Below are 16051 nucleotides of genomic sequence, written 5' to 3'. Positions count from 1 at the left end.
GGGATCTCACGTGCTCGGCACGGCTCCGCAGGCGCAGACGTCTGTGCGCGACCTGTTCAGGCGCGGTCTGGTGATCCCGGCGCATCCCCTGGCCCTGACCGAGGACAGGAAGCTGGACGAGCGGCGCCAGCGCGCGCTGACGCGCTACTACGTCGAGGCCGGTGCGGGCGGGCTGGCGGTGGGCGTGCACACCACGCAGTTCGCCATCCACGGCACCGGCCTGCTGGCGCCTGTGCTCGAACTGGCCGCAGGCACGGCCAGGGAGTCCGGGCGCGAGGTGGTGCTGGTGGCCGGCGCGACCGGGTCCACGGCGCAGGCGGTGGCGGAGGCGGAGCTGGCCAGGTCGCTCGGCTATCACATGGTGCTCCTCAGCCCGTACCGGGAGCTCGACGAGGACGGGCTGATCGAGCGGGCGCGGGCCGTGGGCGACGTGCTGCCGGTGATCGGCTTCTACCTGCAACCCGCGGTGGGCGGACGCCCTCTGTCACGCGATTTCTGGACGAGGCTGGCGGCGATCGAGTCCGTGGTGGGCGTCAAGGTCGCGCCCTTCGACCGCTACCGCACCCTCGACGTGCTCCACGGCGTCGTGCGGGCGGGCCGGGCCGGGGAGGTGGCGCTCTACACGGGCAACGACGACCACATCCTGGCCGATCTCATCACCTCACACCGGGTGGTCGTGGACGGGCGGGAGGTGCAGGTGGAGTTCGTCGGCGGCCTGCTCGGCCAGTGGGCCGTCTGGGTGCGGCGGGCGGTGGAACTGCTGGAAGAGGCCACGCTGGCCCGGTCGGGAGACGACGCGGCGGTACGCCGGCTGCTCGGCCTCGACGGCCACCTCACCGATGCCAACGCGGCCATCTTCGACTCCGCGAACGGCTTCCGCGGCTGCATCCCGGGCATCCATGAGGTGCTGCGCCGCCAGGGGCTGCTGGCGGGCCGCTGGTGCCTGGACCCCGCGGAGGAACTGTCGCCGGGGCAGCTGGCGGAGATCGACCGCATCTGGGCCGCCTACCCATGGCTGCGTGACGACGACTTCGTGGCCCAAGGGCTGGACCGGTGGCTCGCCTGACGGGCCGAGCCGCCCTCGAGGCCGTGAAGCCTCGAGGAGCATCACGCGAGGGAGCGAGCTAGAGGGTGAGGCGGTAGAGGGTGAGGGGACGGCCGCTGGAGCCGCTGGTCAGGTTGCCGGTGCGTTCGGCCAGCCCGGCCAGCTCCAGCCGGTGCAGCATCCGCCGGGCGGTGCGCTGCTGGACGGCGAGCCGCTCAGCGATCTCCCGCGTGGTCAGCGCCTCGCCGCCGGCCGCGTCGCGGGCCTCCAGCAGCTTCTCCAGGGTCGGCACCGACAGGCCCACGCGGCGGGCGAGCACCGACAGGTTCTGCTCGCCGGAGGGCGTGCTGATCACCGACTCCAGCACGATGTCGGTGTCGGCCCGCAAGGACAGCACGGCGGCCACGTCCCCGATGCGCCTGGCCCTGGCCAGCGCCCGGCGGGCCAGGCTCTCGGCCTCCGCAGCGCTGCGCCCGAGGCCGAAACCCACCCGCGCCACGCTGCTGTGACCGGCCAGCCGCGCCAGCATGGGCAGCCCGGTGAAGCCGCCGGTGGCGTCGAAGAGCGGGCCGCGGGTGGTCACCAGCAGGTGGGTACCGCCACGGAAGGCGGCCAGCGTGCCGCCCAGCGCGGCGGCCTCGCGCAGCAGACCTTCCTCGCCGTCCACCTCCACCAGGCCGAGCGCGATCTGCGCGTCCTCCTGGGCCTGGCCTTCGGCCGTCAGCAGGAGCTGGCGCAGCGCCACGCGGACCGAGTGCTCCGACGGCGCCAGGCGCAGCACGTGCATCTCGCCGCGCAGCGCCTCGTGCACCGAGCTCAGGCAGGTGATCACCGGGTGGACCGCGTCACGGCGGTGGAAGGAGACGATCTTCTTGGAGGTCGTCTCCGGCCGGTAGCCGAGCGTGCGCAGCCGGTCGGTGGGCAGCCCGGCCTCGATGAACGTGGCGATGACGTCGGCGGGGGCGATGGTGTCGATGGACAGCCGCGTGATGTCGTGGCCCTCGTGCTGCAGCCGCACCAGGGCGCTGAGCAGGGTCGCGCCCGAGTAGTCGACGAACACGCCGGGGCGGGTGAGCGCGTCGGCGCCGCGGGCCAGCATGTAGGGCACGATGCCGGTGAACAGCCAGCCCTCGACCGAGCCGGCGTGGGCCTCCACGATGGCCGGAGCCTGCGACTCGTGGTCGTAGTCGAGCCGGAGCGTGCTCACGCCGGGCTGCTCCTCGCAGGTGGCCGCGACGTCGTCGACCAGATCATGCGGGCCGACGACTCCGATGACGATACCCACCCGCGTCTCCCTTCCCCTTCTTTACGGTCTAGACCGAAAGGTTATCCGGTGACCCTGCACTTTCCCAACATGGCCGAACCCGCAGGCCGCACGCTCGGCGACGAGGAGGTGGCGGCGCTGGATCGGGTCATCCGCTCCGGCATGCTCAACTCCGTGTGGGGGACCGAGGCGCGGGCGCTCGAACACGAGGTCGCCGAGCTTTACGGCTCCCGCCACGCGATCGCGTGCGCGTCCGGCACCGCGGCCCTCCACCTGTCGGTCGTGGCGGCGGCGCCGGATCCCGGTGACGAGATCATCACGACGCCGATCACGGACTTCGGGACCGTGGCCCCCATCTTGGCGCAGAACGCCGTTCCTGTCTTCGCCGACGTCGACCCGTCCGACGGCAACCTCGATCCGGACGCCGTGGCCGCGCTCATCGGACCGCGCACCCGCGCGATCATGGCGGTGCACCTGTTCGGCGCGCCCGCCCGGATCGGCGCGCTGCGCGCCCTCGCGGACGAGCACGGTCTCACGCTCATCGAGGACTGCGCCCAGGCCTGGCTGACCGAGCTGCCCGGCGGCGGCCGGTACGCGGGCACGGCCGGCCACGTGGGAACCTTGAGCCTGCAGCAGTGGAAGCACATCACCTGCGGCGACGGCGGCCTGGCCATCACCGGCGACGACGAGCTCGCCAGGCGCATGCGGCTGTTCGCGGACAAGGGATGGGACCGGGCCGCGGGCCGTTCCCATGAGAGCCTGGGACTGAACTACCGGATGACCGAGCTGCAGGCCGCGGTGGCCAGGGCCCAGCTCGCGAAACTGCCGGGGGTCGTGGAGTCCAGGCGCCGCACCGCCGTGGAGCTCATCGAGGCGTTGCGCAGGATGGACCCGGGGAGCGGGGCCACGATACGGCCGGCCCGGCCGGACGGATCCCAGGTCGAGATCGGGCTGCCCCGGCCGGACGGGCACGCCTGGTGGTTGTTCCCGCTCGTGCTGCCCGGCGGGGACGCGCCCGAGCTGGCGGCGCACCTGAGCGCGGCCGGGATTCCGGCACGGCCCGGTTATCTGAAGGAGCCCCTCAATCGGGCCCCGCTGTGGGACAGGCCGGTTTACGGCGCCTCCCGCTACCCCCTCGAGGGCTACCGTCCCGCTCCCTGTCCCGAGGCCGAACGGCTGGTCGGCAGCACGCTCCTGATCATCGACTGGAACGAGCACTACACGTCGGAGCATGTCAGCGTCATCGCCGACGCCATCGCGAGCTATCCAGGCAAGGCGTAGTTACGTTCATGTATCAGGCATTGACCGGGCTCCGCTCGATCATTAGGTTTCGGTCAGGACCGGTATTCAGGAAAGGAAGCCGCCGATGAAGAAGGTAGCGGCAGCCGGCTTCGCGGCCGCCCTCAGCGTCGTGATCGCCGGGTGCGGATCCGGTGGCTCGGGTTCGGACAAGAGCACGGTGACGCTCTGGATGTATCCCGTGATCGCGGACCAGGCCGGGAACAAGGCGTTCTGGGACAAGGTCGAGAAGGACTTCGAGGCCAAGAACCCCGCGATCGACGTCACGATCGACCAGCAGCCCTGGGACGGCCGTCAGGAGAAGATCACCACGGCGCTGGCCTCCAAGAAGGGCTTCGACCTGGTCGTGCTCGGCCCGGACCAGATCCCGCAGTACGCCCAGCAGGGCACACTGGAGCCCGTGGACGACGTGATCGCCGCCGACAAGAGCGCCTACCTGCCCAATGCGCTCACCGCGCTGACGGTGAGCGGCAAGCTCTACGGCGTGCCCATCTACCAGACGATCACCGCCCCCATCTACAACAAGAAGCTCTTCGCCGACGCGGGCGTCACCAAGGTGCCGGAAACGCTGGCCGAGCTGAAGGAGGCCGCACCCAAGCTGGCCGCCAAGAAGGTGGCCATCCTCGACTACCCCGGCAAACCCGAGGTCTCGCTCAACCAGAGCTTCTATCCCATCCTGTGGGCCAACGGCGGCTCGGTGTTCTCGCCCGACGGCAAGAGCGTGACCGTCAACAACCAGCAGGGCATCGACAGCCTGCAGTTCCTGCTCGACCTGAAGGCGGTCGGCGGCCTGCCCGAGAACACCGCCAGCAAGAGCAACGACGTCGAGGGCGGCGCGCTCGCCGCCGGCAAGACCGCGATGTACCACGCGGCCACGGCCCTCAACGCCGACCAGCTCGGCGCCGCCATCGGCGCGGAGAACGTGGGCGTCGGCCTGCCGCTGGAAGGCAGCAAGCGGGTCGCGTTCGGCATCCCGGGCGGTCTGGTCCTGGCCAAGCACTCCGAGGTCAAGGATGCGGCCAAGAAGTTCGCCGCCTACGTCGCCGCTCCCGAGGTTGCCGCGTCGCTGGCCAAGGAGTCCGGCTTCTTCTCCGCGCGTACCGACGTGACGATCCCCGACCAGTCGGCGACCTCCAAGGAGTTCGCCAAGTCGCTGCAGTACGCCTACCCCGGCGACGCCCACCCCAAGGCCCGCCAGGTCATGGCGATGATCTCGGCCCACATCCAGGCGGCGCTGATCGGCAAGGAGGACGCCAAGACAGCACTGGACGCCGCCGCCAAGGAGGGCAACGAGCTGCTGGCCACCGGCGGCTGACACGATCCGGGCCTCCTCCAGGGGAGGCGCGTCTTCTCGGAAAGGTGTGAAACCCGGTGCGCCATCGCCTGCGTGATCCGGTCACGGGACTGCTGTTCGTCCTCCCCATGCTCGTGCTGTTCCTGATCTTCAGGATCTTCCCCACGCTCGGCGCGGCGGGCATGAGCCTGACGAACTGGAACATCGGCGGCGAGTGGAGCTTCATCGGCGCCGACAACTACACGCGGCTGGTGAACGACCCGAACTTCTGGTCCAGCCTGCGGGCCACGCTGGTGTACACCGTCGTCTACGTGCCGCTCGTCATGGCGGTTTCGCTCGGCACCGCACTGCTGCTCAATTCGATCGTCTTCATGCGCGGGCTGTTCCGCGGCATGCTCTTCCTGCCGTACGTGACCAGCTTCGTCTTCGCCGGGATCATCTGGCGCTGGATCTACGAGTTCGACGGCCTGATCAACGGCGTGCTGGCCAAGCTGGACCTCGGACCCGTCGGCTTCATGGAACGCTCGGAGCTGGTGCTGCCCGCCCTGGCCCTCGTCTCCTGCTGGAAGGGCTTCGGCTACTCGATGCTGATCCTGCTCGCCGGTTTGAAGGCCATTCCGGGCTCGTACCTGGAGGCGGCCAAGGTCGACGGCGCCGGCCCCTGGCAGCGCTTCCGCGGCATCACGCTGCCCCTGCTCAAGCCCGCGCTCTTCTTCGTGCTGGTGATCGAGACGATCGCCTCGTTCCAGGTCTTCGACACGATCTACGTGATGACCGGCGGCGGGCCCGCCAAGGCCAGCTACACCCTGATCTACGGCATTTTCGAACGCGGCTTCAGGTTCTGGGAGTTCGGCTACGCGGCCACCTGGGGGATGGTGCTCTTCGCCATTGTGCTGGTCGTCTCGCTGATCCAGCGGCGCTTCGTCGGCAAGGAGAACACCTGATGACGCTGACGGCCACGCGCCCCGCCGCCACCCGGGTCCGGCCGGGCGCCACGCCGCGCCGGCCCGGTAAGAGGTGGACCCTCTACACGCTGCTCGCTGTCATGTCGCTGCTGACCCTGGGCCCGTTCATCGCCATGGTGATCGTGGCGCTCTCGCCCCGGGGCGAGCCGACCGTGCCCGCGCAGTGGCCGGACTCGCTCACCTTCGACAACATCATGCAGGTCCTGAGCGCCTCCGGGTTCGCCGAGTGGACGCTCAACTCGCTGATCTACTCGGCCGTCTCCGTGGTGATCATCCTGCTCACGGCGTCGATGGCGGGCTACGCGTTCGCCAAGAAGCGGTTTCCCGGTCGCGACACCATGTTGTGGACGTTCCTCGCCACGATGATGGTGCCGTTCCAGGCCACGCTCATCCCGCTGTACGTGCTCATCTCCGACTTCGGTGGCGCGGACACCTTCTGGGGGCTGATCGTCCCGACGCTGGCGAACTCGCAGGCGGTCTTCCTGATGCGGCAGTTCATCCTGGGGCTGCCCGACGAGCTGTTCGACGCGGCCAAGGTGGACGGGGCCTCGGAGCTGCGCATCTACTGGACGATCGTGGTGCCGCTGACCAAGCCGATCCTGGCAACGTTGGGGGTGTTCGTCTTCCTGTGGCACTGGAACGACTTCCTGTGGCCCCTGGTGATCTCGCAGAGCGACGCCACCCGGACGCTGACCGTTGGGCTGACGGTGCTCAAGACGGAGGAGCTGCAGTGGTCCATGCTGATGTCCTCCGCGGCCATCTCGGCGGTGCCGTGCCTGCTGGTGTTCTTCCTGCTGCAGCGCTATCTGGTCAATAGCATCGCGATGACCGGCCTGAAGTGACCGGCTCCCCGTCCCGGAGCCGAACGGCCTACGCTGGTCGCCCGGAACGTCCGGCAAGGGGGAGCTTGTGATGAGTACGCCGATCGACCCGCAGGCCGCGCGGCTCCGTGACCGCCTGCGCGGGGCACTGGTGGCCGCCGCGCTGACGCCGATGACGCAGGCGGGGGAGGTGGACCTCGACCTCGCGGAGGCGTACTTCCAGCGGCTGGTCGCCTCGGGCGCCGACGCCCTGGCCGTCCTCGCCCACACCGGCCGCGGCCCCTTCCTGCCTCCGGATGTCCGCGCCGGCGTCATCGCCCGCGCCCGCCGGACCGGCGCCCCGGTCATCGTCGGCATCGGCGGCACCCCACCACCCGCCGCCCCTCCGCCGGCCGCCGCGGCCGGCAGCGCCGCGCGGCCACCCGCCAGGTCCAGCCGTCCCCCCGGGCTGCCCGCTGGGTGCAGCGGTGTCGCCCGCACGTCCGCCGAATCCGGCGGCGTTGACCAGCCGTCCGGCCCCGACACCGCTGACCGGCGCGATGGCGGGCTGCGGGACAGTGGGGGAGAGGTCGCCACCCCCGTCGGCACGGGCGACGGGCCGACACGGGACACCCGAGCCGAGGCTGAGCCGGGGGCGGTGGCCGACGCGCGGATGGCGGCCGAGCTTGGGGCTGACGGGGTGCTGGTGTTCCCGTCGCCGGGGGATCGGGTGGCGCTGCACGAGGCGGTGTGGGCGGCCGCCGGGCTGCCGATGATCGCATTCGACCTGTACACGCAGCCGTGCCCGCCCGCCACACTCCGCCGCATCCTGCACCTGCCCGGCGTCGCCGGGCTCAAGACGGCGCTGTTGTCGGACGCGATGGGATGCCAGGAGACGATCGCCCTCACCCGGGAGGCCGGCAGGCTGGCGATCACCGGCGAGGACCGCATGTTCGGCCCGTCGCTCCTGTGGGGCGCGGAGGCGGCGCTGGTGGGCATCGCGGCCGCGTCGGTGGAGACGACGGCGGCCGTGATGCGCGCGTTCGAGGGCGACGACCTGCGCGGTTTCGAGAAGGCGTCCGCACGGCTGGACCGCCTGGCCGCGGTCACGTTCACCGGCCCCATGGAGGGGTACGTCCAGCGCATGTTCTGGCTGGCCGCCGCGGAGGGCCTGATCCCCGAGTCCCACGCTCACGACCCGTACGGACCGGCCCTCCCGGACGGGGAGCGCGCCGAGGTCCTGGCGGCCGCCTCCTAGGCGTCAGATGGCGATACGGATGAGGTTGCGCCCCTTGAGGCCGTACAGGGCCTTACGGGACGGGTCGATGTTGATCCGGGAGCCGCCGCCGAACCAGTCGCTCGCCAGCCCTTCCACGAGCTTGCGGGACGTGAAGCCGACCAGGTCGATCTTGTAGACGGCGTCCTCGTCGCTGGTGTACGCGTGGAGCCCGGCCAGCACCAGGTCCCCGCCCCGCTCGCACACCCGCAGCGTGCGGGTGATCGCGCGCCGGCGCAGGTTGTACTCGAACAGGACGCCGCCGTCGGTGATCCCGTACAGGGCGAGCGGCGTGTGCTTCAGGCTCGTGACGGCTTTCGCGCCGGCCACCGGCTCGATCTCCCACTGGACCTTCCGCGTGCGCAGGTCGAAGGCCGCCAGCCTGGCCGTGGTCGTGGCCGGCGGGGCGCCGAGACCCTCCTGCGTGCTGGTGCCGAGGTAGACGGTGCCGAGCAGGGCGGTCAGCGAGAACACGGTCTGACGCTCGACGATCGGCCGGTAGGTGTCGAGCTTGCCGGTCCGCGGGTCGTACACGTCGAGGGCGCCGTTCGGGTGTCCCGGCTCCGGCTGGGTGGACATCACGATCAGCCCGGTCAGCTTGTCGTGCACCAGGTCCTTCGGCCGGTCCTGGTTGTGGCCGGTGCGGAAGAGCAGCTTGGCCTCCGGGTCGCCGGCGCGGTGGGAGTAGAGGGCGGCCTGGGTGTAGATGCCGAGGTACGTGGTGTCGTCGACGGTCATGATGGTCTTGGGCTCGCCGGCGATGGCCAGCCGGGTGACCTGGCGGGTGGCCAGGTCGTGGATGTCGCAGCCGCCCTTCCCGCCGACGTAGACGTGCTCGCCGTCGCAGTGCACCGACATCGGCTCCTCGGGGGCGGATCGGTAGCCCTTCTGCACGTGGCTGACATAGTCGATCGTGCCGGTGGCCGGGTCGTAGACGAAGACGCCGGGGTCCTGCATGCCGTAGATCTTTCCCTTGTGTTCCAGGATCCGGACGGTGGCCGCCTCCGGGAACGGCACGCCGAGCACCTCGTACGCGCCGGTCGCGATCTGGTACCGGTAGAGGGTTCCGGAGGGGCGGCCGGCGAAGTAGACCCAGCCGTCGTGGATCAGCACCGACACGATGTACTTCTCGCCCGGGGCCGTGGCCTTGACCACCTTGTACGCCGCCGGGTTCGCCTTCTCCAGCACGATCAGCTCCGCCAGCGAGTTCATGCCACCCGCCACGTGCGTGTCGCTGATCGACATGCTGGACACCCAGTCGCGGTCGGCCACCTCGGCGGGCAGCAACTCGCGCTTCTCCCCGGTCTGCCGGTCGATCGCGACGAGATGGGCGTTGGAGCCGACGCCGGCGTAGACGTGGGTGGCGTCGGCCTGGATGCTGCGGACATACGCCTCGCCCGGCGCGGGCTGGCCGAGATCGCGGCTGACGCCGGTGGCCGGGTCGTACTCCACCACGCGCCCCGGCTGCGACGTACCCAGGTAGACCTTGCCGTCGGGGGAGGCCGCCATGGTCCAGATGTACGGGTCCGGATATTGGGCGAGCCGGGTGGTGGTGCCCGTGATCGTGTCGATCTTGTAGAGGTCCGACCGGGAGTGGGTGCCGACGTAGACGTCGGTGCCCGTCTTGCACATCGCCCAGATGCCGACACCGGTGGGGATCTCGAAGTGGGCCGTGACCTTGTCCTGGGCCAGGTCCCAGGCGCCCACGACGTTGGGCGCCAGGCCGCGCGAGCCCATGTAGAGCACGTCGCCGACGAACTCGGCGTTGCCCAGGGGGCTGGCGACGCTGGCCGGGCCGAGGTCGGTGATCGTGCCTTCCGGCTCGCGGGCGGCGGCCGGCGCCGGCGTGGCCGGGAGGGCCGACGCGGGGCTGGCCGGGAGGGTGGCCGCGGCGGCGGAGGCGGCTGCGGCTTGGAGGAAACGGCGGCGGGGGATCATTCGCGGTCACTCCTCGTTGAGATTGGCCGCACGGTATAACGGCCTAGGCCGTAATGTCTAGATCGAAAAGCTGGGCGGCGTTCCGCCACGCGACCAGTTCGGCCGTCTCCGGGTCGAGACCCGCCGCCGCCACCGCGCCGAACGCCGAGGCCGGGTCGATGAGGGTCGAGTCGGTGCCGAAGAGCAGCCGTGTGCGGTCCACGGCGGCCGCCACCTGCGCGATGCGGCCGGTGGGGGCGTGGGAGTAGCAGGGCTCCAGGTAGAGGCGGTCGCAGGCGTTCGCGGCCTCGATGGCGTGGGCGTAGCCGTCGGCGCCCATGTGTCCCGCGATGACCCGCAGGCCGGGCGTGTCGAGGCAGGTCTGGGCCAGGTCCAGCACCGTGGCGCCCCAGGTGTGGACCAGCGCGGGCACTCCGGCCTCCGCGACCATGGCCAGCGCCTCCCGCGTCTGCGGCGAGGAGGCGGGCGATCGCGTGTAGTCGGTGTGGATCTTGACGCCGACGAACTTGCCGGTGGGCAGGAATGCGCGCAGGTCCCGCTCGGCGTCGGCCGGTCTGCGGGGATTGATGGTGACATATCCGAGATGGCGGTCCTGGGTATCCAGCCAGGCGGCCAGGGCCCGGTTGCCCGCCGGGGCGTCGTAGATCACCGCTTCGGTGGCCGAGACGATGGACAGGTCGATGCCGAAGCGGTCCATGGCGGTCAGGTTGGCTCCGGCGACGTCCATGGTGAAGAACCACGGGCCCCAGTGGGCGTGCACGTCGATGATCATCCGAGCAGCCTCCTCGCGTTGCCGCCCGCCACGGCGGCGATCTCGTCCGGCTTCAGCCCGCTCGTCGCCAGGCGCAGCAGGGGGACGACGGGCTCGTAGTGAGGGGTGCGGGAGCCGTACAGGAGCCGGTCCGGCGGCACGGTCTCCAGCGCGTCGGGGGAGTTGAGTAGGCGGGTCGAGGTGTGGAACCCGGGCTCGTCGGCGGCGACCACGAGGAAGTCGCCCAGGTGGTAGAAGTGCGTGTCGAGGAAGACGACCGTGGCGTCCAGCCCGGAGAACGGCTGCCAGAAGCGCCGCACATCCCCGCCGGTCAGCACGACGAGCCCGAGCCCGGCCGCCTTCCTGGCGACGTGGCGGACCGAGGGAAAGCCCGCCTCGACGCCCTGCTCGTCGGGGAAGAGCCTGATGGCCTTCACGCCCAGCTCGGCGAGCCTGTCGATCTCCTGTACGGCGCCGATGGGGTCGCGCAGATCCACGGCCCCGACCGGCACGACCTCGCCTCTGGTGTCGTCGCTCGCGGCCAGAGCCAGGACCTCGTCATTGCCCGACCGCATGTCGAACAGCGTGGCCCGCAGGGACGCGACCGCGCCCGCCCGGATGCGGTGTGCGGTCAGGGTGTCCAGCACCGACCGGGGCGTGCCGGGCGGGCCGTCGCGGTCGGGGTAGGCGCCGACCAGGACATCCACGTCGAGGGTCACCCCGAGCTCGCCGACCAGCTTGCTTGCGTCGAACGCCGTCACAACCGCCTCCATTGACTTATCAAGTTCAGCACATTACGGTCTGGGCCAAAATAGGGCAACAAGCTGTGGAGGTGCGGCCGTGCCGCGTAGACCCCTCGCGGTGGCCTTGGCCGCCACCCTGCTCGCATCCATGGTCCCGGCCCAGGCCGCCCGAGCCGAATCGGGGGCCTCGTGTGCTGGGCCCCGGGTGGAGACGTTCGGGCCGGCGTCGGTGACCGGGGCCATCGTGGGCGCCGCCGTCCACGAAGGCAAGGCGTACGTCGTCACGCGCGGCCAGAAGCCGCCCGTGCTGGCCGAGATCGACCTGGCCACCCGGAAGGTGGTCAGGAGCGTGCGCCTGCCCGACGGCCCGGCGACCGGGGAGCCCGAGGGCGGCTGGGCCACGGCCGTGTCGGGCGGCAAGGTCTACGTCGGCACGTACCCCGTCCCCGACCTCTACAGCTTCGACCCGGCCACCGGCGACGTGGCGCACCTGGACTCCTTCGGCAGGAACGGCGGCTACATCTGGGCCCTCGCCGCGGCCCCGGACGGGACACTCTACGCGGGCACCTACCCCGACGGCCGGGTCAAGGAGTACGTCCCCGCCACCGGCGCGGTCCGCGACTTCGGGGTGCTGGCCACCGGCGAGCGCTACGTCAGGGCCGTCGCCGCCGACGCCCAGAACGTCTACGCGGGCCTGCTCGACAAGGGCAAGCTCGTCGCGATCAACCGGGCGACCGGCGCCGTCAAGGAGCTGGCCCAGGGGACGACGGGCATCGGGGTCCTCGCCGAGCACGGCGACCGGGTCTTCGCGGTGAGCGGTCCGAGCCTCATCGACGTACGCAAGGACGGCACCGACGCCCGGCACGTCGCCATCCCGTCGGGCAGCAGCCTCGACGCGCTCACCGTGGCCGCCGACGGCACGGTGTACGGCACCACACGCCCCGACGGCGCCGTCCACCGCTACCGCACCGGCGACGGCGCGCTCACCAAGGTCGCCGACTCGCCGTCGCGGGAGGACGAGACCAGGCGGCTCGCCTTGGCCGGCGACGACACCCTGGTCGGTTTCTCCGGCAGCGGCGGCATGTGGTCGCTGGACCTGCGGACCGGCCGGTCGGAGTTCACCGACCTGATCGAGGCCGGTCTGCCGAGCGGCCCCGAACGCCCGCAGAGCATGCTGCTGGTGCCCGGCCGCGCCGTCTACGTCGGCGGCCACTTCTTCATGGACGTACGCGACCTGCGTACCGGAAAGCAGCGCAGGTTCCGCGTCCCCGGCGAGCCGAAGGACCTCGTGCGGCGCGGCAACAAGATCTACGCCGCCATCTACCCCAGCGGGAAAATCATCTCCATCGACCTCCGCACCGACGAGGTCCGCAGCCTCGGCTCTCTGGGGCACGACCAGCAGCGCCCGTGGGACATCGAGTACGACCCGGTGACCGACAAGCTGCTGGTCGCCTCCGCCCCGCTGGGCGCCAAGCTCGAAGGCGCCCTGTCGATCGTGGACCCCGACACCGGCGAGATCGACGTCTACAAGGGCGTCATCCCCGATCAGAGCCTGATGAGCCTGTCGCTGGACGCCCGCAACGGCGTCGTCTACCTGGGCGGCGACGTGCTCGGCGGCGGCGGGGTTCCGCCGGTGAAGACCTCGGCGTCCGTCGCGGCCTTCGACCTGCGCTCCCGCACCGTGCTGTGGCAGGTGGACCCGGTCCCCGGCTTCCGTACCTTCCAGGACATCAAGGTGCACGGCGGCTTGCTCTACGGCGTGTACAAACGCGACTCCGGCGCCTGGATCGCCCTCGACCTGGCCACCAGAACGGTCAAGCACCAGGGCAAGCTGTCCGGGTACGGCGAGCTGACCACGCACCGCGGCAAGGTGTTCGTCAGCACGTTCTTCGGCGGCGGCAACGCCTACGAGCTGAGCGACCAGGCCACGCACCTGGCCGCGGGCCTGGGCGACGAGTGGTACACCAACCCGCAGCTCCACTTCGAGCCCGGCTCCTGGAAAGCGTGGGCCCTGAGCGGCCGGCACCTGGCCAGGATCGACCTCGACCCGAGCTGCCCACTCCTCACCGTCAGCTGATGCCAGATCTCGTCGTGGACGCCCACCGGCTCATCGGCCCCGTCCCCTTCGACGACCTGCCGGAGGACCAGCGGCCGGAGATGGACCGGCTCGGCATCCACCAGGCCTACGTGACCCACACCCTGGCCCTCTACTCCGACGTCCGCGCCGGGAACGAGGCGCTGCTCGGCCTCGACGACCCCCGGCTCGTCCCGGTCCCTGTGCTGCTGCCCGAATCCTTCGAGCCGGTGCCGGACTGGGACGTGCCCATGGTCAGGCTCTGCCCGGCCCGGCATCGCTTCGAGCTGACCGGGCCGACGGCCCTGCGCTGGCTGGCGGCGCTCGGCGTGACGGCGGCCATCGACTTCGAGGAGACCTCGCCAGGGCACCTGTTCGCCCTCGCCAGGGAGCTGCCCGAGCAGCGCATCCTCCTGCTCAACCCCGGCTACCGGCGGCTGCGCGCGATCGCCGAGCTCATGACCGCGATCCCGAACCTGTGGCTGGAGATCGGCACGGTCAACACCCAGCGCGGCGTCGAGTGGCTGGCCGGCCACTTCGGTGCCGGACGGCTGGTGTTCGGCACCGGCGCCCCCGTCATGGACGACTGCGGCCCCCGCTTCCTCCTCGACCACTTGGACCTGCCGGAGGCCGACGTCGCCGTGATCGCGTCGGGAGGGAGCCTGCTGTGATCCTCGACGCGCACGGCCACCTCGGTCCCTGGCCCGACTTCCTCATCCCCGACGAGTCGGCCGACGGCATGGTCGCCCTGATGGACCGCCTGGGCATCGACGCGATCGGCATCAGCCACCTGCTCGCCGTCGGCCCCGACGCCGAGGCGGGCAACCGGCTGGCGTTCGCCGCGGCCGAGCGGCACCCGGGCCGGTTCGGCGTGTGGCAGGTCTACAACCCCCACCAGCGCAACAGGCTCACCGACCAGGGCGTCTGGGGCGTCAAGATCCATCCGGACGTGCACCAGTGCCCCCTGGACGACCGCCGCTACGACCCCGTCTGGGAGCTGGGCCTCCCCGTGCTCGCCCACGGCCAGACCGACTCGCCGTGGAGCGACCCCGGGCGGTTCGTCACGGTGGCGCGGCGGCACCCCGGCGTACCGCTGCTGCTCGGGCACGCCGGGCTCTGGCCGTACGGCTTCGCCCGCGCCGCCGAGCTGATCCGCGAGCACCCGAACGTCTCCCTCGAGATCTGCGGCTCCAAGATGACCGGGCGATGGATCGCCCGCCTCGCCGGCCTGGTCGGCGCCGACCGTGTCGTCTACGGCTCCGACGCCTGCTTCCTCGACCTGCGGATCGGCTTCGGCCGCGTCGCCCTCGCCCCGCTCGACGACGCCGACCGGGCCCTCATCCAGGGCGGCAACCTCGCCCGCGTGCTGGAAGGACGCCTCACATGAGCCTCGCCGTCAACGGTGGCACGCCCGTGCGCACCGCCCCCTGGCCATCGTGGCCGCCGCCGCTGGACGCGGCCCAGCGCGAGCTCGTCACCGCCGTGCTGGAAAGCGGCCGATGGGGCGCCACACAGGGCGGCTCGGCCTGTGCGGACCTGACCGCCGCGTTCGCACGCCGCTCCGGCGTCCCGTACGGCATCGCCGTCGGCAACGCCACCCTCGGCCTGTTCGCCGCGCTACGCGGCCTGGGCGTCGGGCCCGGTGACGAGGTGATCGTCCCGGCGTACACGTTCGTCGCCACCGCCACGGCCGTCCTGCTCGCCGGCGCCACACCGGTGATCGTCGACGTCGACCCGGTCGATCTGCACCTGTCCGCGTCCGCGACGGAGGCGGCCGTTACCCCGCGCACGACCGCGATCATCTCGGTGCACCTGGCCGGCAGCCCCGCGGACATGGACGCGCTGAACGCGGTCGCCGCACGGCACGGCCTGGCCGTGGTGGAGGATGCGGCCCAAGCGCACGGCGCCACGTACCGAGGCCGCCCCGTCGGCGGGCTCGGTGACGCCGGCGTCTACAGCTTCCAATCCAGCAAGGCGATGACGGCGGGGGAGGGCGGCCTGATCGTCTGCCGCGACCAGGCCGTCCACGCGGCCATCTGGTCGGTCTGCAACGTGGGCCGCACGCTGGACGGCGCCTGGTACGGCCACCCCAGCGTCGGCTGGAACCTGCGCCTGACCGAGATCCAGGCGGCGCTCCTGCTGCCCTGGCTGGACCGCCTCGACGAGGAGATCGACCACAGGAACACGTTCGCCGCGGCCGTCGAACGAGAGCTGGCGGCGATCCCGATGCCCGCGAGCCACGACGGCCCGGCGCTGCCGCGATCGCCGGGCACAACGATGGCGCCGGTGACGCTGGTCCCGCAGCCGCTGGGCACCACCCGCGACTCCCGGCACCTGCTCATGCTGCGCCTCCACGTACCGTTCGACCGGTCGTTCCTGCTGGCGGCGATGGAGGCGGAGGGCGTCCCGCTCGACGGCGGCTACCCGCCGCTCGGCACCTTGCCGGCGCTGACCGAGGCCGGCGCCCGGGCAGAACCCTGCCCGGGCGCCGAGGCCGCGTCCCACGAGGTGCTCTGGGTCCGCCAGCCGATGCTCATGGACGGCCCCGCCGGCGCCGCCCACATCGCCGAGGCACTGGCGAAGGTCCTCGCCGCATGAGGGC

Annotated in this window: 14 protein-coding genes; 10 read left to right on the top strand and 4 right to left on the bottom strand. The window is 71.4% G+C overall.

Going from position 1 to position 16051, the window contains the following annotated elements; all coding sequences use genetic code 11:
* Positions 1 to 10: 10 nt before the first annotated feature.
* Positions 11 to 1066 (top strand): dihydrodipicolinate synthase family protein, encoded by a 1056-nt coding sequence (locus Q9G87_RS20920; RefSeq protein WP_305918092.1) that lies wholly within the window; start codon positions 11 to 13, stop codon positions 1064 to 1066.
* A 58-nt stretch (positions 1067 to 1124) separates the two neighbouring features.
* Here the strand turns inward: Q9G87_RS20920 and Q9G87_RS20915 are convergent, their stop codons facing one another.
* Positions 1125 to 2330: a hypothetical protein gene (locus Q9G87_RS20915; RefSeq protein ID WP_305918091.1), complete on the bottom strand. Its 1206-nt coding sequence runs from the start codon at positions 2328 to 2330 to the stop codon at positions 1125 to 1127.
* Positions 2331 to 2378: 48 nt separating this feature from the next.
* Here Q9G87_RS20915 and Q9G87_RS20910 point away from each other — a divergent pair, with 48 nt between their 5' ends.
* The 5 genes from Q9G87_RS20910 (at position 2379) to Q9G87_RS20890 (ending at position 7925) form a co-directional block, all read left to right on the top strand.
* Positions 2379 to 3590, top strand: a complete 1212-nt coding sequence (locus Q9G87_RS20910) for a DegT/DnrJ/EryC1/StrS family aminotransferase (RefSeq protein WP_305918090.1) — start codon at positions 2379 to 2381, stop codon at positions 3588 to 3590.
* Between the two features lie 85 nt (positions 3591 to 3675).
* Positions 3676 to 4923: an ABC transporter substrate-binding protein gene (locus Q9G87_RS20905; protein ID WP_305918089.1), complete on the top strand. Its 1248-nt coding sequence runs from the start codon at positions 3676 to 3678 to the stop codon at positions 4921 to 4923.
* 56 nt (positions 4924 to 4979) lie between these two features.
* Positions 4980 to 5846, top strand: a complete 867-nt coding sequence (locus Q9G87_RS20900) for a carbohydrate ABC transporter permease (protein WP_305918088.1) — start codon at positions 4980 to 4982, stop codon at positions 5844 to 5846.
* Complete coding sequence (locus Q9G87_RS20895) at positions 5846 to 6709, top strand: carbohydrate ABC transporter permease (RefSeq protein WP_305918087.1); 864 nt, start codon at positions 5846 to 5848, stop codon at positions 6707 to 6709. Before Q9G87_RS20900 ends, Q9G87_RS20895 begins: the two co-directional genes overlap by 1 nt.
* A gap of 70 nt (positions 6710 to 6779) precedes the next feature.
* A complete protein-coding gene (locus tag Q9G87_RS20890; RefSeq protein WP_305918086.1) occupies positions 6780 to 7925 on the top strand; it encodes a dihydrodipicolinate synthase family protein in 1146 nt (381 codons plus the stop codon).
* Positions 7926 to 7928: 3 nt separating this feature from the next.
* Here the strand turns inward: Q9G87_RS20890 and Q9G87_RS20885 are convergent, their stop codons facing one another.
* From Q9G87_RS20885 to Q9G87_RS20875, 3 genes are read right to left on the bottom strand one after another with little or no spacing between them, the layout of a single operon-like run.
* Positions 7929 to 9881: a Kelch repeat-containing protein gene (locus Q9G87_RS20885; protein WP_305918085.1), complete on the bottom strand. Its 1953-nt coding sequence runs from the start codon at positions 9879 to 9881 to the stop codon at positions 7929 to 7931.
* A 43-nt stretch (positions 9882 to 9924) separates the two neighbouring features.
* Positions 9925 to 10653 carry an amidohydrolase family protein gene (locus Q9G87_RS20880; RefSeq protein ID WP_305918084.1) on the bottom strand — a complete coding sequence of 243 codons (729 nt, stop codon included), beginning with the start codon at positions 10651 to 10653 and terminating at the stop codon, positions 9925 to 9927.
* Complete coding sequence (locus Q9G87_RS20875; protein ID WP_305918083.1) at positions 10650 to 11393, bottom strand: amidohydrolase family protein; 744 nt, start codon at positions 11391 to 11393, stop codon at positions 10650 to 10652. The genes Q9G87_RS20880 and Q9G87_RS20875 overlap by 4 nt, the downstream gene beginning before the upstream one ends.
* Positions 11394 to 11472: 79 nt before the next feature.
* Here Q9G87_RS20875 and Q9G87_RS20870 point away from each other — a divergent pair, with 79 nt between their 5' ends.
* Genes Q9G87_RS20870 through Q9G87_RS20855 form a run of 4 tightly spaced genes read left to right on the top strand, consistent with a single transcriptional unit; the run spans position 11473 to position 16047 of the window.
* Positions 11473 to 13452, top strand: a complete 1980-nt coding sequence (locus Q9G87_RS20870) for an NHL repeat-containing protein (RefSeq protein ID WP_305918082.1) — start codon at positions 11473 to 11475, stop codon at positions 13450 to 13452.
* Complete coding sequence (locus Q9G87_RS20865) at positions 13452 to 14120, top strand: amidohydrolase family protein (protein WP_305918081.1); 669 nt, start codon at positions 13452 to 13454, stop codon at positions 14118 to 14120. Before Q9G87_RS20870 ends, Q9G87_RS20865 begins: the two co-directional genes overlap by 1 nt.
* Positions 14117 to 14836, top strand: coding sequence for an amidohydrolase family protein (locus Q9G87_RS20860; RefSeq protein WP_305918080.1), 720 nt, complete (start codon positions 14117 to 14119; stop codon positions 14834 to 14836). Before Q9G87_RS20865 ends, Q9G87_RS20860 begins: the two co-directional genes overlap by 4 nt.
* Positions 14833 to 16047, top strand: coding sequence for a DegT/DnrJ/EryC1/StrS family aminotransferase (locus tag Q9G87_RS20855; protein WP_305918079.1), 1215 nt, complete (start codon positions 14833 to 14835; stop codon positions 16045 to 16047). Before Q9G87_RS20860 ends, Q9G87_RS20855 begins: the two co-directional genes overlap by 4 nt.
* Positions 16048 to 16051 lie beyond the last annotated feature (4 nt).

This window comes from Nonomuraea turcica (genome assembly GCF_030718205.1).
GTDB lineage: Bacteria > Actinomycetota > Actinomycetes > Streptosporangiales > Streptosporangiaceae > Nonomuraea.
The sequence above is the reverse complement of the archived record's forward strand: the minus strand, read 5'-3'. Positions and strand labels throughout refer to the sequence as shown.